This is a genomic window from Mesorhizobium sp. M0408 (assembly GCF_040321495.1).
In the GTDB taxonomy this organism is placed as follows: Bacteria; Pseudomonadota; Alphaproteobacteria; order Rhizobiales; family Rhizobiaceae; genus Mesorhizobium.
Genome location: NZ_JAMYRO010000055.1, coordinates 1 through 20,193, shown reverse-complemented (window position 1 = coordinate 20,193; position 20,193 = coordinate 1). Strand labels below are relative to the sequence as shown.

Annotated in this window: 16 protein-coding genes and 2 pseudogenes; 3 read left to right on the top strand and 15 right to left on the bottom strand. The window is 60.2% G+C overall.

Features of this window, described 5'->3' with window-relative positions; all coding sequences use genetic code 11:
* Positions 1-30: 30 nt before the first annotated feature.
* The 3 genes from NKI67_RS32805 to NKI67_RS32795 form a co-directional block, all read right to left on the bottom strand.
* Complete coding sequence (locus tag NKI67_RS32805) at positions 31-681, bottom strand: MFS transporter (RefSeq protein ID WP_352648957.1); 651 nt, start codon at positions 679-681, stop codon at positions 31-33.
* Positions 682-685: 4 nt separating this feature from the next.
* Complete coding sequence (locus NKI67_RS32800; RefSeq protein WP_352648955.1) at positions 686-2,107, bottom strand: glucoamylase family protein; 1,422 nt, start codon at positions 2,105-2,107, stop codon at positions 686-688.
* 1,390 nt (positions 2,108-3,497) lie between these two features.
* Positions 3,498-3,890 (bottom strand): hypothetical protein, encoded by a 393-nt coding sequence (locus NKI67_RS32795; protein WP_352624675.1) that lies wholly within the window; start codon positions 3,888-3,890, stop codon positions 3,498-3,500.
* A gap of 117 nt (positions 3,891-4,007) precedes the next feature.
* Here NKI67_RS32795 and NKI67_RS32790 point away from each other — a divergent pair.
* Positions 4,008-4,774, top strand: a protein-coding gene (locus NKI67_RS32790; RefSeq protein WP_352624673.1) for an IS5 family transposase whose coding sequence is annotated in 2 segments (ribosomal slippage) — positions 4,008-4,320 and positions 4,320-4,774 — 768 coding nt in all. Because the reading frame shifts where the segments join, the coding sequence is not laid out codon by codon here.
* Positions 4,775-5,123: 349 nt separating this feature from the next.
* Here the strand turns inward: NKI67_RS32790 and NKI67_RS32785 are convergent.
* The 6 genes from NKI67_RS32785 to NKI67_RS32760 all read right to left on the bottom strand — a co-directional run bounded on the left by NKI67_RS32785 (position 5,124) and on the right by NKI67_RS32760 (position 12,338).
* Positions 5,124-5,894, bottom strand: a complete 771-nt coding sequence (locus NKI67_RS32785) for an ABC transporter ATP-binding protein (RefSeq protein ID WP_352648954.1) — start codon at positions 5,892-5,894, stop codon at positions 5,124-5,126.
* Complete coding sequence (locus NKI67_RS32780) at positions 5,891-6,880, bottom strand: ABC transporter ATP-binding protein (RefSeq protein ID WP_352648952.1); 990 nt, start codon at positions 6,878-6,880, stop codon at positions 5,891-5,893. Before NKI67_RS32780 ends, NKI67_RS32785 begins: the two co-directional genes overlap by 4 nt.
* Positions 6,880-7,722 (bottom strand): ABC transporter permease, encoded by an 843-nt coding sequence (locus NKI67_RS32775; RefSeq protein ID WP_352648950.1) that lies wholly within the window; start codon positions 7,720-7,722, stop codon positions 6,880-6,882. The genes NKI67_RS32780 and NKI67_RS32775 overlap by 1 nt, the downstream gene beginning before the upstream one ends.
* Positions 7,719-8,684, bottom strand: coding sequence for an ABC transporter permease (locus NKI67_RS32770; protein ID WP_352648948.1), 966 nt, complete (start codon positions 8,682-8,684; stop codon positions 7,719-7,721). The genes NKI67_RS32775 and NKI67_RS32770 overlap by 4 nt, the downstream gene beginning before the upstream one ends.
* Positions 8,685-8,748: 64 nt before the next feature.
* The gene (locus NKI67_RS32765; protein ID WP_352648946.1) at positions 8,749-10,290 is read right to left on the bottom strand and encodes an ABC transporter substrate-binding protein; all 1,542 of its coding nucleotides are present in this window, start codon (positions 10,288-10,290) and stop codon (positions 8,749-8,751) included.
* A 23-nt stretch (positions 10,291-10,313) separates the two neighbouring features.
* The gene (locus tag NKI67_RS32760; RefSeq protein WP_352648944.1) at positions 10,314-12,338 is read right to left on the bottom strand and encodes a CocE/NonD family hydrolase; all 2,025 of its coding nucleotides are present in this window, start codon (positions 12,336-12,338) and stop codon (positions 10,314-10,316) included.
* A 76-nt stretch (positions 12,339-12,414) separates the two neighbouring features.
* On the opposite strand from NKI67_RS32760, the gene betI reads away from it, so the two are divergent.
* Positions 12,415-13,005: a transcriptional regulator BetI gene (gene betI / locus NKI67_RS32755; protein WP_352648942.1), complete on the top strand. Its 591-nt coding sequence runs from the start codon at positions 12,415-12,417 to the stop codon at positions 13,003-13,005.
* A gap of 178 nt (positions 13,006-13,183) precedes the next feature.
* Here the strand turns inward: betI and NKI67_RS32750 are convergent, their stop codons facing one another.
* From NKI67_RS32750 to NKI67_RS32740, 3 genes are read right to left on the bottom strand one after another with little or no spacing between them, the layout of a single operon-like run.
* Positions 13,184-13,999 (bottom strand): phosphate/phosphite/phosphonate ABC transporter substrate-binding protein, encoded by an 816-nt coding sequence (locus NKI67_RS32750; RefSeq protein WP_352648940.1) that lies wholly within the window; start codon positions 13,997-13,999, stop codon positions 13,184-13,186.
* Positions 14,000-14,005: 6 nt separating this feature from the next.
* A complete protein-coding gene (locus NKI67_RS32745; protein ID WP_352648939.1) occupies positions 14,006-15,010 on the bottom strand; it encodes an ornithine cyclodeaminase family protein in 1,005 nt (334 codons plus the stop codon).
* A 34-nt stretch (positions 15,011-15,044) separates the two neighbouring features.
* A complete protein-coding gene (locus tag NKI67_RS32740; RefSeq protein ID WP_352648937.1) occupies positions 15,045-16,622 on the bottom strand; it encodes an HAL/PAL/TAL family ammonia-lyase in 1,578 nt (525 codons plus the stop codon).
* 935 nt (positions 16,623-17,557) lie between these two features.
* Here NKI67_RS32740 and NKI67_RS32735 point away from each other — a divergent pair.
* The gene (locus NKI67_RS32735) at positions 17,558-17,947 is read left to right on the top strand and encodes a hypothetical protein (protein WP_352648935.1); all 390 of its coding nucleotides are present in this window, start codon (positions 17,558-17,560) and stop codon (positions 17,945-17,947) included.
* Between the two features lie 190 nt (positions 17,948-18,137).
* Here the strand turns inward: NKI67_RS32735 and NKI67_RS32730 are convergent, their stop codons facing one another.
* The 3 genes and pseudogenes from NKI67_RS32730 to NKI67_RS32720 all read right to left on the bottom strand — a co-directional run.
* Positions 18,138-19,160 (bottom strand): LysR family transcriptional regulator, encoded by a 1,023-nt coding sequence (locus NKI67_RS32730; protein ID WP_352648959.1) that lies wholly within the window; start codon positions 19,158-19,160, stop codon positions 18,138-18,140.
* A gap of 24 nt (positions 19,161-19,184) precedes the next feature.
* Positions 19,185-19,322 (bottom strand): annotated as a pseudogene (locus tag NKI67_RS32725) (helix-turn-helix domain-containing protein); the annotation flags it as partial.
* A gap of 495 nt (positions 19,323-19,817) precedes the next feature.
* Positions 19,818-20,193, bottom strand: a pseudogene (locus NKI67_RS32720) (alcohol dehydrogenase catalytic domain-containing protein); the annotation flags it as partial.

Below are 20,193 nucleotides of genomic sequence, written 5' to 3'. Positions count from 1 at the left end.
AAAAAATCATGAACTCAATGAGGTTTGATTTTAACTGGCAACACTCTCGCCGGCGCGCGGTGTTTGAGACTTGCCGATGAGGATGGTGATGCCGAGGGCGACTACGGCAAAGGCAATGGCTGCGTAGGGCGTCGCAGTCAAGCCGGGCCCTTCCACCACCCTACCCCCGATGAACGAGCCGCCTGAGATGCCGAGGTTGAACGCCGAGACATTCATTCCAGACGCTGTCGCTACTGCGTCAGGGGCAACCGCACGGGCGACTTTCACGACACCGTCCTGCATGATCGGAGGGATCGCGAACCCCAAAATGCCCCAAATCGCGAGGCCACCAGAATTGCCGCTTCGACGCATTGCGAGAGCGACGAGCACGAAGGATGCGATCAGGCCGATGAGCGTGGTGACCATTGTCCTCGACGTACCGATCTTATCGGTCAGCTCGCCCCCGGCGAAGTTGCCGACGACGGTTGCGCCGCCGAAGATCACCAACGCGATGCTGAGGGTTCCGTTGCCCACACCAGTTACCTCGGTGAGGATCGGCGCCAGGAACGTGAAAATTACGAACGTACCGCCGAACGCCGCAGGGCATCGTAAAGTTATCGACGAACTGGCGCAAACATCCCCAGTGCAGGCTGTGCTCGCCGTTCGACCACGAGACCGCCATCCTAAGTGATATCTCTTCATCTGCTTACAGCGCAATGTCGGCTGTCGGCCCTCGGGAAAATCCTAGCTTGGCCAGCCCCAGCCGGATCTCCGGGCAGCTCATAAACAGGCGCCACAGGAGCCCGCTCCGATAGTTCTCGATCATGATCACGATCGGCCCTTGATCAATGGCTAGATAGGAGTCCGCGTACCAATCCATCGCCGGACTAAATGCGTCCACGAAGCCATAGACGCCCCAAAGCCTCTCGCTTCGCGAAGCAAAGTGGCGAAACGCCCGATGGCACTCCGCTGGGGCATAGGGGAAGGAGCCAAGCGCAGCGGCCGGGGTGATCACGCCCAGATCGCGGTCGGGAGCGTGTGCGACATAGCCATCGATACTGTCACTGGCTGTCAGCCCCCAGCAATCGGCGCCATAGCCGTCGAATTTCTGAGGATTGCGAATGCAATGCGCCTGGTTGATGAGAGTACTAGCGACATTCTGCCGCCAATAGTCGGCGTAGCAATCCCGAAGACGTCTTGGGTCGAGCCCCAGAAAGGAATAGTGAGCGAAAAAGAGGGGGCCTCCATGATCGGGTCCAAGGGGGAGCGGAATACCGTCGAAGCTTCGGCCGTTGGCGAAGGCTTGGCCCGCGGCCCAGCCACGGTGATAGACACTCGGCTCGATCGGATGCCGTGGGGCCGACGCGGCTAGGACGAATGCGATCAGGCACTCGTTCCAGCCGTGGATCGTGTGGTCCATCGCCCATTCGTGCACCGGGCTCCAATGCCAGTAGAGCGAGTCGGAGCCGCGGGTGAACCAGTCCCATTCGATGTCCTGCCACAGCGCATCGATGAGGCTGCGCAAAAGGTACGCTTTGGCTTCCGATCCTCGGAAATATTGTCGCGCCGAAAGAAGCCCCACAATCAAATACGCAGTCTCGACGATGTCGGCGCCATCGTCGCATTGACTAAACGGGATGGTTCGGCCGCTCTCGCCATCCATCCAGTGAGGAAAGGCGCCATGGTGGCGCTCGGCCTGGCCGAGAAAGCACACCATCGTAATCAGGCGATCGAGAGCGGCCTGCCGGCCGACCCATCCGCGCTCGACGCCTGCAAGAATCGCCATGATGCCGAAGCCGGAACCGCCTGTCGTGACGATATTCGGTGTCGCGTTGCTCCGCTCTCGCGCAAGGCCGCTCGTCGGATGGCCAAATTCCCAGAAATATCGGAGCGTCTGTCGCTGCACGGTATCGAAGAGCTCGTCCAAAGACGCGCCCAGGGAAGTAGTGACGCTATGTCTGCGACGAGTGGGAATTTTGAGCGATGTTTCGGTCGCGGAATGGGCTTGTCTGCTAAAACGAGAACCCCAGTCACGCCCGGGCAAAGGCCGGCCCTGAGGCAATGGCAGCGCGTTGCTGTCCAAGGGCGCGATCAAGTCGGCGGCGGCAGGAGGTGCTTCTGTCAACATGGCATCGCAACCTTTGGGTTTTTACGAACTGAGATGCGTTTCTCGCCGGTCGTTAATCTTGACGAACGCTGCGAAGTGGGTGGCCTCACCAGGCCTTGGGCTGTTCGAAGTGGCAGACCGTGTCCGCTGCTTCCATACCCGCCTGATGCGCGCACCAACGGTAGTCGCCGTCCGGCGAATCCTTCACGGGGCTTCGTGTGCGTTCGCGATGCCTTGGAACCCGAGGATGGCGGGGAGGGGTAGTGAGCTTAACCGGATAGTTGAGCGGTTCGACGTCATCAAAGAGAACCGACCAAGGAATGTTTTTAGATGCGTCCTCCCAGCATATCTTCGAACAAAAGTAATATTGAAATGGTCTGTTGTGAAACCTACCGCCACAGGTGATACAGATCATAGCTTCCTCCATGCCGGGAGGATGGTTGTCCTTCGCGGACCAGAGATCCATCTCCAAGTTACCCGCCAGTTTACCTCGCCCGTGATGATTTTCTATTGCAACGAAGTGTGTCGGACCTACCTGTTTAGGCGTTGCGCCGCATACTTTGGTTTACGTCTCCCCTACAATTGGATTGTCTACGACCGCGGCCTCGATAGCTGTGTGGAGCGAGCCGATGGAAACCATCGAGTCATGCCCGAGATCGCTCGCCTGGCCGGTTTAGTGGCGGCTGGGTGTCTAGTCCCCAAAACCGATGCAATTCCAGAGAGCTTTAAGCCGCCCAAATGGAGCATACGGGAGGGATGCCGATTTGGAGCGGAACCAAATGGCCCGAGCTAGTGGTCGTTTGCCGACGTAGCAGGCAGGGCCGATGACAGGCCGTGCCCGCGTTCGCGCGGTTCCCTGCTCGGTCCGTGCGGCAGTTCATGGAGAACGTGCCGAAAAGGTAAGATGTCTATACCGCGGAATAATAGCGGGCGGAACTACCCGCGAGTTAATAATGCATGCCACTGAAAAGTATTCTCGAACGGCTTGACAGAGAACTAGGCCAGAATACACGCAGTCGCAACGCAACCATCGGGGGTCAGAGGAGCCTATCGCTCCTTTTATGGCGACCGAACGGCGCCTGCTTCTCTCGTCCATCGGTCGCGATTTCGACAGTCTACTGACGCCACTCTGCCAAATTGTCCGGCTAGCAACAGCAGCCGGCGCGCCAGAATTTCACTGGGGTGACATGGATGCGGGTGGCGTTCGCATACATCGGTACAAATCCTCACGCGATACGAAGGCCTTTCTTGGAACTCTTGGCCGACGCGAGGCGATCTGACGGCGGCTTACAATGCTAATGAAGACCATGAGGTTCAAAAAAACCAGGTCTTTCGAAATCGCACAGCGTCTCGCTCATACTAGGCCGTGAACTCATAATCGCGAAATGACCGAGGTTGTGGAACTAGTCTCCTAGTTGCGTTGAGGAACCAGGCCATCAAGTCCCTCTGAAATCCGTTCAAGGGCTGCGACTAGCGACCCATTTTCGAATGGCTCGATCAAAGCTCCGTCCATGAACCGGTCGTCGGCGTGATTTTCTTGTAAACGCCAGTAGACCTCCCTGACGTCCATCGAAGCGAGATCGTTGGGGTCAAGTGGGAGCCAACGAGCCCGCCCAGTTCGCTTCTTTTCTAGAAACGGCTTCAACCATCTCATGTCGAACGTAAAGGCGTTGTATAGGGCAAAAAGATCCTGCTCTACGTCATTGTAGAGACCGTTTTGTTCATCAAAGAATTCTGCCCGTGTCAGGGATCGCAGCTTCTCGATGATTAGCCCAATACGAGTACGCCACTCCGCTGTGTCCATGTCTTACAACTCCTTCGACATCCGGATGATAGTAGCGAACTATGGATCAGCCAATGTCCGCAATCGACCGGTTCACGGAGCCTTTCATGTTGCGGCAGAATCTGATTCACACTTAGCATGAGCCAATATGACCTGACTGACTTCGAATGGCGGGCGATCGAGCCGCTGTTACCCAACAAGCCGCGAGGAGTTCCACGCGTAGACGACCGCAAGGTGCTGAACGGCATCTTCTGGGTGCTGCGATCGGGTGCGCCATGGCGCGATCTGCCAGAGAGATACGGCCCACGCACCACCTGCTACAATCGCTTCGTTCGATGGCGGAAAGCAGGTGTGTGGGACCGCCTCATGCATGGCATCACCAAAGCCCATGATGCAACGGTGCAGATGATCGATACCTCCATTGTTCGCGTCCATCAGCAAGGCGCGACAGCAAAAAGGGGGATCGAGATTATTGTCTCGGTCGTTCCCGAGGCGGGCTGACGACCAAAATCCATGCTCTTGTCGACGCCGAAGGCAGGCCGATCAAGCTGACGCTCACGGCAGGCCAGATGAGTGACATCGCTTCCGCAGCGGACTTGATCAAGGATTTGCCCGAGGGTGCCATGCTACTCGCCGACAAGGGCTACGATGCCAACGCCTTGCGCAATGCTGTCACCGAGCGAAAGGCATGGGCCAACATTCCGCCCAAGGCCAACCGCAAGGACGCGATCTGCTTCAGCCCCTTCCTCTACAAGGCCCGCAACCTCGTCGAACGTTTCTTCAATAAGGCCAAGCAATTCCGTCGTATCGCAACGCGATACGACAAGCTGGCCGAAAACTATCTTGCCGCCTTGAAACTCGTCGCAATCCGCATCTGGCTACGCGGTAATGAGTCTACGTCCTAGTCTAGGCCGCGCTCGATCATATGGATTGCGCTGGCCGCGATCTCGATGACGGTGCCGAGATCAAGGCGGACGCCCGCTGACATGAGGCCCAGTGCAACGAGCCTTGCCGGCCTTTCGCCTCCCGCGCCATAGGGGTTTGCGTTCAAAGCGGTTTTTATATCGCCTCTAGTGATTTCACGCGGGTCCAGTTTCTGGCCGCGGCGACGAATAAGCCGTCGGTGAGAAGCGATGGCCTTTGCTCGCACGCTTACTGTCGTCGTCCATGAGCGAGGAAGCGAGTTTAGAGATGTTGAATGGCGTTAGACGTTGTGTGTTCCACTGGAAAGGGCCCAGTGCCACATCAGATCTATCAACGGTTTAGAGCGGGGACCCGAGTGACGCTCGGCCACGCAGCCAGCAATTCACACGTGTAGGCTTCCCGAGGCGACTTGAACAGCGAACCGACCTCGCCCCCTTCGACGACTTTGCCGGCTCGCATGACGACAGCGTTTTCGGCGATCAGGCGCACGATCGCCAGATTGTGGCTGATGACAACCAGCGTGATGTTGTCGGACCGCCTGATGTCCTGCAACAGGTTGAGCAGATCGCCCTGCACGGAAACGTCGAGACCAGCGGTGGGTTCGTCGGCAATCAGGATCGACGGCTTCATCAGCAACGCCCGGGCGATGGCCACGCGGCGCGCCTGCCCGCCGCTGATCTCGTGCGGGTATTTTTCTATGACGCTCTGTGGCAGGCCAAGTCGGTTCAGGATGACACCGAGCCGCTCATACAGTGCGGCATGCGGTTCCCTCAGCACCGTGCCGACCTCGTTCATCAGCGTGCGGATGCGGCTGCGCGGCGACAGCGAGGCGGCCGGATCCTGGAAGATCGGCTGGATGAAGCTGGCGCGCTGCTTCAGCGCCGCGCGGCCAGGCACCAGCGGATTGCCGAGGATGCCGATCTCGCCCTGGTCGAGTTTTTGCAGGCCGAGCACGGCGCGCATCAGCGTCGTCTTGCCGGAGCCGGATTCGCCGACAATGCCGAAGCATGTACCTTGCGGAATGGTGAGCGACACGCCGTCGAGTGCCGCGGTCTCGCCGAAGCGCAACTGCGCATTGCTGATCGAGATCGCGTCGGTCATGGCGTCGCCAACCGCAGGCAACGGGCGCTGTGTGCGGCGTCATTGCGAACGGGATAATCGCCCGGACTGACGACAGCGCAATCCTCGAACGAGACATCGCAGCGTGCGTTGAAGATACAGCCGGGTGGCCGCCGCCGGGGGTCCGGCAGATCGCCTGCAATCACCGTGAAGCGGTTTTGCGAGGTATCGGCATGGCGCTCGCGGTCAATCGGCACCTCGCAGTCGAACAGCATGCGCGTATAGGGATGGCCCGGCTGGCGCTGCACTTGCCTCACCGTGCCGCTTTCCAGTTTCTCGCCGGCATAGAGCACGGAGATTGCGTCGCAATATTCGGTGACCAGACCGAGGCTGTGGGTGATCAACAGCACCGCGCAACCGATGCGGTCGCGCAAGCCGATGATCTCGCGCATGATCTGCGCCTCGACGGTGACATCGAGCGCCGTGGTCGGCTCGTCGGCGATCAGCAGCGCCGGTTCGGACAAGAGCGCCATGGCGATCACCACGCGCTGGCGCATGCCACCTGAGAGTTCATGCGGATACTGGTTCATGCGCCGCCCGGGGTTGCTGAGCCGGACCTTGGCCAACGCATCTTCGGCCATCGCAACCCGCGTCTTGCGGTCGCTGCCGGGCGTGCGCCGGCGCAGCACTTCGCAAAGCTGCGTGCCGATGGTGAACACTGGATTGAGCGACAGCATCGGGTCCTGAAAGATCATCGCCATGCCGCGGCCGCGCAAGGCAGCCGTCGCGTTGCGCTCCGTCAGGTCGAAACTTTTGCCCTCGATTGTCGCCGTGCCCGACGTGACCCTGGCGTTGTTGGCGAGCAGGCCCATCAAGGCGAACGCAACGGTGGATTTGCCGCTGCCCGATTCGCCCACCAGCCCGAGCATCTGGCCCTTCTCAATGTCCAGTGACACGCCACGCAGCGCATGCGCGGTGCCCTGCTGCAGGCTGTAGTTTACTGAAAGATCGCGCAGCGAAATCGCCATCAGCGCACCCCCGCCGACTTGGGATCGATGACGCGCCGCAGCGCTTCGCCGAGCAAGGTCGCGCCGAGCGTGGCGATGGCCAGCACCAGGGCTGCGGCAACCGTCGGCCACCAGGACTGGTTGATCGAGATGAAGCCGTCCTTGATCAGCGTGCCCAATGAGGATTTCGGCGGCTGCACGCCAAAGCCGAGGAAGGACAGCGAGGCCTCGAAGGCGATCACCACGGGCAGGTTCATGCTGGCCAGCACGATGATCGGCCCGGCGACATTGGGCAGATAGTGCCTGACCACGATGGTGACGGGATGGACGGCGAGCATGCGCTCGGCCTCGATAAAAGAGAGATTGCGCAGCGTCTGCGCGCGGGCCCGCGCCATGCGGCCGAACTGCGGAATGAACACGACGGTGACCAGCAGCACGAAGGTAGCCGAGCCCTTGCCGTAAAGCGCTATCAACGCGAAGGCGAGGATCAGCGGCGGGAAGGCGTTGACGATATCGAACACCGCCGTCACCGCTCGGTCGATCCAACTGCCGACGATGCCGGCGACGATGCCGATCAGCGAACCGATGATCGAGGAGATGACGACGGTAATCACCGCAAGCGTCAGCGCATAGCGTGTGCCGACCGAGGTGCGCGCCAACAGATCGCGGCCGAGATTGTCTGTACCCAACAGATGCGCCAGCCCCGGTGCCGCGAAGCGGGCCTTGATGTCGATGGCGTTGGGATCAGGGCTGACCAGCGGCCCGACAAGCGCGAACACCAGGATGAGACAGGTGAAGGCCACGCCGAGCCGGCCGTCGCGCTCCGAGCAGATGCGTTTGAGTGTCGCGAAAAACCCGCTCATCCCCGCCCCGCCGCGATACGAGGATCGAGCAGCGCGTTGATCATGTCGACCACGAGATTGGCGACGATGTAGAAGGCGACGATGAACACGACGCAGGCCTGCACGACGGGGTAGTTGCGTTGCGCGATCGAGTTGAAGATCAGGCTGCCGATGCCCGGTCGGGCGAAGATGATCTCGACGACGACCGAACTGCCGATCAGGTCGCCGAGCCCGATGCCGAGGATCGACACCACAGGCACCAGCGCAAGTTTCAGTGCGTACAGCCCGACGATGCGGTATTCCGACACGCCATAGGCGCGCAGCGTGCGCACATGCAGTTCGGCCAGCGTGTCGAGCAGTGCGGCGCGCACCAGCCGCGAGATGTAGCCAACCCAGCCCAGCGCCAGCGCCACGCTGGGCAAGATCAGATGCGCCAGCCGGTCCGTGATGTCGCCGGGGTTGCCGGGTCCGGCCACCGGCAGCCAGTGAAGGCCGATGGCGAAGATCAGGAACAGGATGACCGAGACCACCAGCGTTGGCGTGGTGATGAAGGAGATCGATAGCAGCGCCAGGCCGCTGTCGAGCCACGAGCCTGGCTTCAGCGCCGCGATTACGCCGATCGGAATGCCGACTACCAGCGCCAGCGCCAGCGCGCTGAAGGCCAGCGCCAGCGTGTTGGGAACGACATCGAGCACGACGTCGAGGATCGGCCGGTGCGAGACGACATCCTCGCCGAAATTGCCAGTCGCGGCACGGCTGGCGAACAGCCAGAGCTGCTCGACCATGCTGCGGTCGAGGCCCATGTCATGGGTTATCTGGGCACGCAGCTCCGGCGTCGCTCTCGGGCCGAGCATCACCGAGGTGAAGTCGCCCGGCACCAGCCGCACCATCAGGAACAGAAGCAGCGTGGCGCCGGCGATGGTCAGCACCACCGACGCCAGACGGCTCGCGATGAAGGCGGCGGTCCGTTGCGATCTGGTCATGAACGCTCCGGATCCAGTCCGCCACATCTGGTCAACCACCCCTCCCAGGTCACCGGCTCTGACCTTACGCCTTGTCGAAGAACTCGAATTGCCAGTCCTTGCCGTTGGGCAGGAACATTGGCTTCAGCCAGGCCGCGTCGACGAAGAAGTTGCGGCCGTGCGTGATCCAGATGCAGGAAGCCGATTCATCGAGCAGCTTCTGCATGTTGATATAGATCTCCTCGCGCTTGGCCTTATCCAGCGTCTCCAGCCCCTCCTGGTGGAGCTTGTCGAACTCGGGACTGTTCCAGCGCTGCCAGTTCCACAGGCCGATCTGGCTGCCGAGGAACCACTGCGTCTGGAAGCTCGGGTCGAACTTGGACGTGTAGGGAATGAGCGTCAGTTCGAGATCCTTGCTGGCGTCGTCGGCGCCGAGCGCCCAGTAGGCGCCTGAATCCATCGCGTTGATGGTGAGCGTGATGCCGATCTCGGCGAGGTTGGCCTGGGCGATCTGGGCGACCGCCAGCGACGTCGCGTCGTTGAGGCAGGTGAAGGTGAAGGTCAGCCCGGTCTTGCCGGTCTCGGCGACCAGCGCCTGTGCCTTGGCGACATCTCTGGTGTAAAGCGGCGCATCGGCCCAGTTGCCGAGCAGGCCTGGCGCCAGCAGCGTCTTGGCACGCGAGGTGGCGCCGGAATAAGCGCCCTGGATGATGGCATCGACATCGATCGCCCAACGGATCGCCTGGCGGACTTTGATATCGGCGAGATCGCCCTTCTCAACATTGATGCCGATCCAGGTGTAGTCGATGCCCGGAATGTCGATGACCTTGGTGTCCGGCAGGCCCTTGGCGGTGTCGAACTGGTCGGCATCGAAGGCGGTGAAGTCGAGTTCCTTGGCCTGATAGGACAGGAAGGAGGTCTTGTGCTCGGGGATGATCTTGCCGGTGATCTCCTCGAAATGCGCCTTGTAGGGGCCTTTATAGTCGGGGTTGGCGGCGAGCACGAACTGCTCCTTCGGGCGCCATTCCTTGAGCACCATCGGGCCGGAGCCGATCAGCGTCGTGGCGATCTTGTCGCCCAGCTGTTCAACGGCCTTCTTGGACAGGATCGCGCCCGACGCATCGCAGATGCCGATCAGCCAGAGTGCCGCCGACGGATGCTTGAGGATCAGCTTGCCGGTGTATTTGCCAGTGACCTCGACCGACTTCAGCGCTTCCATGTCGTCGGCATAGGTGAGCTTCTTGCCGTTCTTGTCGCCGTTGATGTAGCGGTCGAACGAGTATTTCACGTCATCGGCCGTCAGCTCGCCAAAGCCGCCGGTGAACATCTGACCGGGGTTGAGCTCGAAATTGAACTCGGTGTCGGAGATCTGCTTGATCTCCCTGGCCGCGTCATTCGTCCAGCTGGTCTTGCCCGGCTCGAAGCGCACCAGCGTCTGGCAGACCGAACGGATAATGTTGCCTTCGGTGGTGCCGACACGGTTGCCCGGATCGAGATTGCCGATGTCGGTATCGAGCGCGATGATCGGGTTGGTCCTATCGGCTGCCCGCGCGAAGCGGGCATAGGGCAGGATCGCCAGTGCCGACGAGCCGGCCAGGAATGTTCTGCGGTCGAGTTTCATGCGCATTTTCTGTTCCCCTTTTTTGTTGGTTACATGCAGTCGCGTGGAATGACCTCGTCGTAAGTCCGTTCGGCGAAGATCGTTCCCCGTTCGTAAGCCCTGACCCAGCCGCGGGCATAGAAATTCTCGCGGTCGCAGCTGATGGTGATCTGACAATCGAGCCGCGCGTTCCAATCCGGACGCGTCAATTCCTTGTGGCAGGTCACTTGCGTCACACAGCTCGCCGGGTCGTTGTCGGTGATCCCATAGATTTTGCGGCGCCACGAGGTGATCTCGGTGCCGATGTCCTCGAAGACAAAACGGCCGTCGTCGGACATTGCCGTCAGTTCGGTGTGCTCGGTGGGCAGGTCGGTCGTCAGCGAGCGCAGCTGGCGCGCCGGCTCATTGACCGTCAATGGGCGGGGCTCAGCCCACAGCGCGTCCTCGAAGGCGACGGGTGCCAGGCCCTCCTCGCTGGCCAGGACCGCGAGATCGAGTCGGCAGCCCTTCGGATCTAAGGTCAGCATGGTGCGCTCCGGCGACGGCCAGGCCATCGGCCAGTAGGACGAAGAAATCGCCACCCGCAGCCTGTGTCCGGCCGGGATGATCTGCGCCACCGGCTTGAAGTCGAGTTCGACATCCTCGAACTGGCCCGGCGTCAACGGCGTCGGAAACTCATGGCTCTGGCGGTGCGCGAGATTGAGCAGCGCAAAGGTGATGCAGGCCGAGGTGCCGTCCGGCGCCACATCGTTCAGCCTGACGCAGAGCTGCGCCTGCGGCTTGTCGGCGGTGACGCGCAGCCTGATTTTCGATATGCCGGCAAGCGGCAGGTCGGCAGCCATTACCGCGCTGTCGAAGCACAGTGAGCCGCCATCGTCGGCACGCTGGTCGCGCGCGCCTTCAGCCGAGATGCGGCCCTGGCCATAGGGGCACCATTCCTGCCCCTGCACGCCCGTGGTGAGCGGCGATGAGATGGTCAGCCCTGCCCCGCCGGCTCCTTGCGTCTCGCCGAGCTTGCCGTCGCCGTTCAGCCAATAGGCCTTGCCGCCGATCTGCTTCGCCGGCCATTGCGGAAAGCCCAGCCAGCGGCCCGGCCTGAAGTCGATATGCGAATGCGGCGTGGCATAGTCCATCAAATAGAAGCGCATGTCCGGATCGCGGTCGGCGCCATTGTCGATGCCCTTCAGCCAGTGATCGTACCAGCGGATGCATTCCTGCAGGTAACCGACGGCAGGGCCGGGGACGCCATAGTTCGGTTCCTTGTGGCCCCAGGGCCCGCAAAGGCCCTTGGCCGGCGCCGTGAGATTCTCGACCAGGCTGAAGATCGTCTGCGTATAGCCGTCGAGATAGCCGCCGACCGCCAGCACCGCGCATTCGATCGCGGAAAAATCCTCGCAGACTGAGCCCTGCTTCCAGAACGCGTCGCGGCGCTGGTGCTTCAACCATTCGGCGGCATGGTTCTTGTGGTCGTCGAGCCGATTCTGCCACATCTCGCGCCAGCGATCCTCGCCAACGACTGCCGGATCCGGCGGCAGCGCCGAATAGCCGAAAAGCGCCCCGCCCCAGCCGAAATTGTCGTTGATCACCAATCCGCCATTGTAATGCGCATCGCAGGCATAGCGGTCGTCGGTCGAGCAGGAGGTGACGATCGCCTTCAACTGCGGCGGGCGGCGGGCCGCGACCTGCAGGCCGCTGAAGCCACCCCAGCTGTTGCCGATCATGCCGGCCACGCCGGTGCACCATGGTTGCGAACAGAGATGGTCGAGGATCTCGAGCGCATCGTCCTGCTCGCGCTTGACGTATTCGTCGTCGAGCAGGCCCTCCGAATCGCCGGTGCCGGAAATGTCGACGCGGGCACAGGCATAGCCATGGCCGGCAAAGAAAAGATGCATCTCTTCATCGCCGGTGCGCGTGCCGTCGCGGCGGCGATACGGTATGTATTCGAAGACTAACGGGATGGGATTTTTCTCGGCGTCCTCCGGGAGGAACAGGCGGGCGGCCAGCTTGCGGCCGTCGGAAAGCGGAATCCAGTGGGTTTCGACGGTTCTGACCCCGGAAATAACGACGCTGGGCATATGAACTCCGACTTGGATTGAATGATGATATGGTATATTGAATAGCTAATTAATATACAAACGAGAAGGCATTGCAGTGGCGAAACGGTCAATCAAGGCGATGCGCCGCGACGAGCTTGTGGACGCCGCGATTGCCGTCGTTGGCGAGGAAGGCATGTCCGGCGCCACGATGGCGGTCATCGCACGGCGGGCCGGCATGTCGGCCGGTTTGGTCAACCATTATTTCGAGAGCAAGGAAGAGCTGATGGCGCTGGCCATGCGCAACCTGTCGAACCTGTTTCGCCAGGACATCATGAAGTTGGCGCCGGCCAATCCGACGCCGGCGCAACGGCTGAAGGCGATCGTCGACGGCTCGTTCGCACCGCAGCACCTCGGCATGCCCAAGCGCGCCGTGACCTGGATGCAGTTCATGATCGCCGCGCGGACCGAGCCACGCATCAAGCATCTCTACCACCTGACCGGCGCGCGCTTCGTCTCCAACATCCGCTACGCCGTCAAGCAACTGGTTCCGACTGATCAGGTCGACGACACCGTCGACGGCATCGCCGCGCTGATCGACGGCTTCTTTTGGCAGAGCGTGGGCGAGTATGAGGAAGAGGATTTGGAGCGGGCACACCGGATCTGCTGGCGCTACATCTGCCTGCTGATCCCCGGCATCGACGCATAGGACGCGCCTAGACGGAGCGCGGCACCTGGCGCCCCCCTTTTCGAGCCGACGGCCGTCATGGGGGCATGTTCTTTGGATCCAAGTCAAGACGATGCTCCTACATCTCGCGCGGCAGAGCAGGTTCGCCCCGCTATCTCGACTAATCTGCTAGTGCAGTCGTCGCTGCATGCTCCTGGCGTCACCATGCCGCAAGCCTCTGATCGACCGCCTCCGCCGCCTCTGCGAGCACGCGGTAGTTGGCCACATCTGGGTTGTCGAACCGTTCAATCGCGAGCGGACGTAACGCAGCACGTCCGTCTTCGCTTTCATGAGCCCGCAACAGCGCCTGCCGCAGAGTTGACACCTTATCGGCGGGCGCAGTTCTGGACGAAACGAGCGCCGGACACGGCAGTGACCTGGTCGTCGCGACGATGCGCAATCCCACCACTGCATCCGGTTCGTGGATTGACAGCAACGCATAGGCGTAGGCGTCCATAGCCCCGACTTCAATGCGCCCCTCGCGAAGCGCCGCAACGACGCCCGATGGATTAAGGAGAGGCCCAACGGTGCGCAGTGCGGGTGCTCTTTCGGGCAAAAAACCAGAAAGGAAGTCGCGCGGCGCATTATAGCCAGATTGGGAATCTCGGACTGTCCAACCCCAAATCGCCGTCGGTAGGTCCGCAGCCGTCCGCACCGGCCCGTCCTTGGACACGACGATATGGCTTGCATAGCAGGGTCGGCCTCCGGCCCATGAAGCATGGGCTACGGGCGCGGCCAGCACGGTCGGACGCTCTTTCTCCGCCAGGAGGGAAAGGGGATAGCCGCACATGAAGACGGCTCCCATGTCTGGCCTTGCCCATAGTTCGGACAAGGGCGCAGGCGCGGGATGGGATATGATCTTGAGCTCCACGCCCGCCTGTCCGCTTAGCCAGATGAACAGATCGTCCCAGCAGGCGCGAGCGGCTGGTGTGACATTGTACATTCGCGAACAGGCGATGAGGTTGGCAGCGCTCATGACAGCTCAGGCAAAACGGAGTTTCTGGCCGATGTTCATGCGGTTGGCCTTTTCGACCATGGCGGCGCCGAGGGCGACGTCTGTGCTGCTAAGCCCGCGATGCCAGAAGAGAATCGTTTCATCGTCACTTTCGCGACCGGACTTGGCGCCACAGACAATCTGGCCCATTTCGGCGTGCAGTGTCTCCAAGGTGACCTTGCCCTCGTCCACATGGCGGCGGAGTGCCCCAAAGGGGCGTCCTGGCTGGCACTGGCCCCAGTCGTCAACAACCACCTTGTCCATGATATCGGTGATGTCGAATTCCAGCGCACTCATCGTCCCGTATGGAACCACAAAAACCCCTGTCTTCACCCACTTGGTTTTGAACAGTGGCGTGGGCTCCGGCAAACGGCTGGCCTCAACCATAATGTCAGCGCCCTTCAGGCAGTCCTCCCAATTGTCTGTGACGACGATCTTCTTGCCAAGGTCTCGCGTCAGCCGGGCCGCAAAGCCCTCGCGGCTTTCAGGCCGGCGGGAATGGACGCGAATTTCGTCGAAATCGAAGAGATGATCGAGCAGGCGGACATTCCAATAGGAAGTTCCGCGCGCACCGACGTGGCCGAGCACCTTGCTGTCCTTACGTGCGAGATGTTTTGCGCCGATCGCGGTTACCGCGCCAGTCCGCATGTCGGTGATTGCCGTCGCATCTATGACGGCTCTGGGCACGCCAGTGCGCGGATCGAACAAGTTTAGCACGGCCAGCTCGGAAGGAAGACCGACCTTATAGTTGTCGACGAAATCGCCAACCACCTTCACACCAGCAAAGTCGAGCGGTTTCACGTAGCCACGCAGCACATTGAAATGGCCCCTGTCAGAACTTTCCGGGACAAGATGGACACGAGGCTCGATAACAGTCTCGCCGCGACCCTGTGCATCCAGGGCCTTTGAAACCGCATCAAGAATCTCCTCGTTCGTCAGCCTCAGCGCCTTTACGTCAAGCGCGTTCAGATAGTCGATCCAGATTTCCCGCATTCCTGTTTCCTCCAATTTTTCAACTCGATTGGATCTATCCGGGCTTCCCCGGGATGAGACCAGGAAGCCGGTTCAACGAGGTTTGTCGCGCGGTTTGACCCGATACCGGTGAGGCTGAATTCTCGATCGCTTTCGCAAGGCGCATAAAGTCTGGTCCTTGCGCGCGATCCTCGCCGACTGGCTCGACAAGGCTCCGAACGATGCGATAGGCGTCGCCAGTTCCTGTGCCGAGTTGGTCCGCCACGCCTCTGAGGTCTGTTGCCTGTGCCGAGGTCACGAGCTCGATAGCTACGAGATATCGCAGCCGTTCGACGATTGCCCCGGTCTTAGCAAGAACACGCGGGGCCATCGAAGCCTGATCCTCGAGGCCGTCGGCCACCGGAATAGGCGTAAGCGAGACAGGCAGGGCGAGATGGCGGATTTCCGCTTCCAAGGCGGAAACCGTTTTTTGCACGGCTGCGAACCCAGCGCGATTCTGACCCGTGGTCAGGAAACGAGGGAGATCTGAGATGCCTGGCGACATGATCTTCATCGTCCGGTAGGCCGTCGCGGCGGCGCAATGCGCCAGCGCCTGCCCTAGCCTCTCCCAAGACAGGACGAAGGCGGTCAGGTCAAAGTTAGCATGCGACAGGATCAAGCCTTCCGACGCCAGCACCACGGGGTTGTCACCCGAACTGGTAAGCTCGATTAGGGTAGCCTCCCGGGCTTCCGCGATGGCATGCGACAGCGCACCCCATACTTGCGGCACGCAGCGATAGCTCAACGGATCCTGCAGTCGGCGCGCAGCGCCTTCTGCAAAAAGTAAGCTGCCTGAAAGGATGTCGCGCAACCGCGCCGCCACCGCACGCTGGGCAAAAGCGGGGCGTGCGGCGAGCGCCCGATCATCAAACGCAGTAATATTGACGCGAAAGGCCTCGAAGTTCAGTGCAACAGCCAAAAGCGACCAGTCGAACAGTCGTTCGATGTCATGGACCAGCAGGCAGGCTTGCGAGACCGATAAGCTGTTGGCGCCGACGAGCGCGTGACCATCCTTCGGTCCCAGATCCAGCGGCGTGAGTCCCGCCTTTTCCAGTGCAGCTTGTGCCGGCATCACCTCGCCGTCGAGTTCCGCCTCGCCGTGACCAAGGAGGGCACACCCCATATGTGCCAGTGGCGCTAGGTCGGCGGCACCGATTGAGCCAAGCGACGGCACGACCGGATGAAATCCGGCATTCAACGCTGCAACCAACGCTTTAAAAATGCGCAGCGAAACCCCCGCGCCGCCTGCGGCCATGCCGGCAACCCTGACCGCGATCATCGCCCTGACCGCTTCGCGAGAGAGAGCACACCCTACGCCCACCGCGCGTGCCTGCGGAACCCGGATCTGGAAGGTGACGAGATCATCGGCCTTTAGGCGCGTTTCCACGCCGGCACCGAGGCCGGTTGTCAGGCCATAGGCAGGCAAGTTGAGCTCCGCATACCGATCGACAACTGCGCGTGCAGCAACAATGCGCTGCTCAACCGCGGGAGAAATTTCGATGCGTGCGCCCTCGCGAGCTATGGCGACGATATCCTCGATCGACGCAGGGGGCGTCTTCAACACGATGGTTGCGGGATGGTTGCTCATGCTCATTTTCTCAGTAGGTCACATTTCGCAGTAGGTCACAGGCATTGCCCGTTTTTCAGAGGAGTACTTCCAGACGATACTTCTGTCCCGGACAAGACAGGGGTCACCACGGTCTTGCATGACCACGTGCGGCCGGAAGACGCGCACACAGGGTTGGTCAGCCCTGACGCCCAAAAGCTTGCGCGCGGTCGCGTCCCGGTTGACCGCTTCGACAAAGTGTTCGAACGCCTTGATGTGCGCCACCGCTTGGAAGTCATTGGAGATAGTTCGGTGCGATGATAGGGTTGACGTATCGTTCTTCGACCTGACCGCCACTCTTCGGCTCGATGCAGCGGAAGCGAATGGCAAGATGGCAGCATCCTTCGAAACAGGACGCGGCAACGGCCATCCCATCCCGCAGCCGGTCTGCTGCTTCGCGGGCGATTCTGATACACATGAGTTCCTCTGGGGTCTTCGTATTTGTATAGACAAACACAGGTTCCAGCCTTTGAAAAGGCCCTATGACGTTGCAGGCTGGTGTATATATTTTGGGATATCCCAAACTTCGAAAACTTAGATACTGTTGGTAGGCAGTCGAAATCCATAGCATTGAATGTGAAAGCAAAATCAATGGCTTGTGACCATCGAGGTTTCTCTAAGAAACCGAGCGAATGCAGTGTTCGCGATGGCAGGGAGGGGGTCAGAATTGGACGCCGATTCCCCGGCTTATGGGGTTAATTTTGCTCGCCGATTCACACCGTACTGCCAGGCAAGTGCACTGGTCATTTATCTATAGCGTCGAGCATTCCGACTGAATCGATAAGATTTCCATCGTGTAGCGACGACATGCTGAGAGAAAGTATAGATTTAAATATCACAAGTTGTTTGTCTACAGAGTGATACAGCGTCTTGGGACTTTCACAGTCATTGCTCATTCTTGATTGTTGAAACGGATGACGGATATGGTTGCCGGAGAACCGAATGACGTGCGATTGAAGAATATCGACGGCCAATGGATTGTCCAGGTCGTCGAAAATGGCAAAGTAACTCGGCATTTATTCAACGCTCAAGCCGTAGCCGAGAGCTACGCCGAATTCCAGCGAATTAGGCTTGGCCTGCCTGGAAAGCCACCAATTGGGGAAGAGAACCCGGCGGATGAGCGCCCTAAGCGCGAAATGCCAGACTTCACCATCAACGATGTTCTTGACCTCACCGAGTACTCTGATCGCGGTATTGTTACTACCCTAGTTGATAAACACGGAGTCCGCCTTCGTCTCCACCTCACAGTCGTGACCTCCGCATTGCTTTGCGAGCGAATTGCAAGCGCGCTCGAGCGCCGTTACAGTGAATAGCAACCTAAGGCCAGATTGCTTGCGTGGATCGACAATATCCGTGATCACGCTATGCGCCGGCTTCTCAACTATTCTTGACTTCGGCGGACGCTGATTCCGCCTAGCAGGCGCTATCAGGTACGCAAAGGGTAGATCGTCAAGTCGCCGGCGTCGGTGGCACGCTGAAATTGCAGTGCGTACCGGCGCTTGCTTAGTTTGGTGGCCCAGAGGCTGAACGCCGCTGCCGATGTTTCTCGCCGTACCCTAAGCCTTCAAGCACGGTCAGAACCGCACGAGCGATTAAGCGGCTGCTCTCGTTTTTTCGGCAAACAAGCCATAGCGGTAGATTGTGGTCAGGCGAGAGTGGGATTTGAGAAAGATCGTCGCGAATGCTGGTGACAGATTCCGAAGGCAGGACGGATACTGCTCCATGGCTCAATACGAGGTTGAGGATAACGGGCATCGAATCCACCTCTATAATTCTCAAGTTATCGAACTCGGCTTCAGTAAGTATCTCGGCTAGCAGGCGGTTGATAATTTGGCGCAGTCCGCTCCTGGCACTTGGGACAGCAATAGGTGTCCTTTGGAATATCTTAGCGAGACCATCTTTGCACTGCTGTGACCCGACAATGGTGGAGTGCCCAACCAACGATAGTGGAGACATGGCTATGAGGTAAGCATCAAAGTCTGTCGGGACGTTTACGGTGTTTAGAAGCACAGCATTGAAGGCCCCGCTCTTAAGGCCTGCAATTAACTCATCCGTCGTCGTACTAGCTACGAAAAGTGGCTCGCGGGGCTTATCGTCCATCCATCTAGCGAGAAGCGAAGCGAGCAGTGTGGCAACGAAACTTTCATGACCCAATGGATTGATTGAGCCGAGTCTGATGGTTGCAGCACTCCGGCGAAACCGTCCGGCCGCAGCATGGGAGAGGTCGTTCCAAACGGTTTCGATAGCGCCAACTGACTTAGCAAACCGCTTTCCTGCTTCCGTTGTTCTTGAGCCGTCCACACTCCGATTGAGCAAACGGCAGCCGAGGGCAGATTCCATATGCGCAATCTGACGGGCGAGCTGAGGTTGTCCAAGCCCGAGATTCTGGGCCGCTCGGCGAATGCTGCCTGTTTCCGCAACATGCGCAAAGCGGGTAAGGGATTTTAAGCTTAGAGAGACGTCGAACGCACTGCGGTTACCAACCGCGATTGCATCTTGTATGTGGTCAGCAAGCAGTTTGATCAAAGGAGATATTCTCTCCGCCTCAAGCGTTAGGACAACACTTGTCCCAACCTTTTGTATGAGTGAAACAGAGATCTCTGTTTCTAGTCGGTCGATGGCTGCAGCAATGCTCGACGCCGGCTTCCCCAGAATCCGCGCGGTGCCCCGAATGCTACGTTCGCTCATTACCTTGTACGCGATTATTAGGGTTGATGTGTCCATTTCCCAAAACCACTACTGCCCAAGACCCGAGAATGGCGACATGTGATAGAGAGGGTATCGTGTGCATGCGGCTTTTCCAATGGCGTTCGCTTGGACCTGTACCAAGAGCAGCGGCTTAAGCATGGCTGACCCGAGATTTGCAAGGAGTAGCGATCCGCATCGGCCCCGAGCCGTGCGCAGGCGTCCGCGAGGATGTCGGCGAAGCGTCGGTAGGGGAGCGCATAGGCCAGCCATTGAGCCACGAAAGGGAATTCGTTCCGGATGCCGACGCCGTTAATTTGGCAGAAGGCGAAACGGACAAGCGCGATCTTTTCGAGCGCCACTTCCGACCCGGCGTGGTCTGAGACCCTGGCATGTGCGGAAGCTCCTTGTACGGGAACCGGGAGATCTCTGGATCGGCTATACACCCCAAGACTACGAAGTGGATGGTCGCAACGGGAAGGCGAGGAGCCGTAGCGGTACCGCGCCGGCCGCGCCGTGCGCGAGGACGCTCTGCCCCGCCCGCAGACGGCCGTGCTCGAACAGTCCCTGCCATGCGGTCAGGCCCGGCATCGGCAGGCTTGCGCCCACCGTGAAGTCGACGTCGCCCGGCAACGGCGCGAGGTTGCGCGCCTCGACGGCCACATACTCGGCCAGGGTGCCGTCGCGAGTCCAGTCCGTGAGGCCGAACACCCGCTGTCCGACCGACAGCCCCGTCGTGCCATAGCCGAGGGCGGTGACCACTCCGGCCAGCTCGTGCCCGGGGATCGACGGCGTTCGGTCACGATCGAGGCGATCGGTCCAGGTCGGGGGCCACGTCAGCTCATCCCAGGTGAATCCCGACGCATGAACCTGA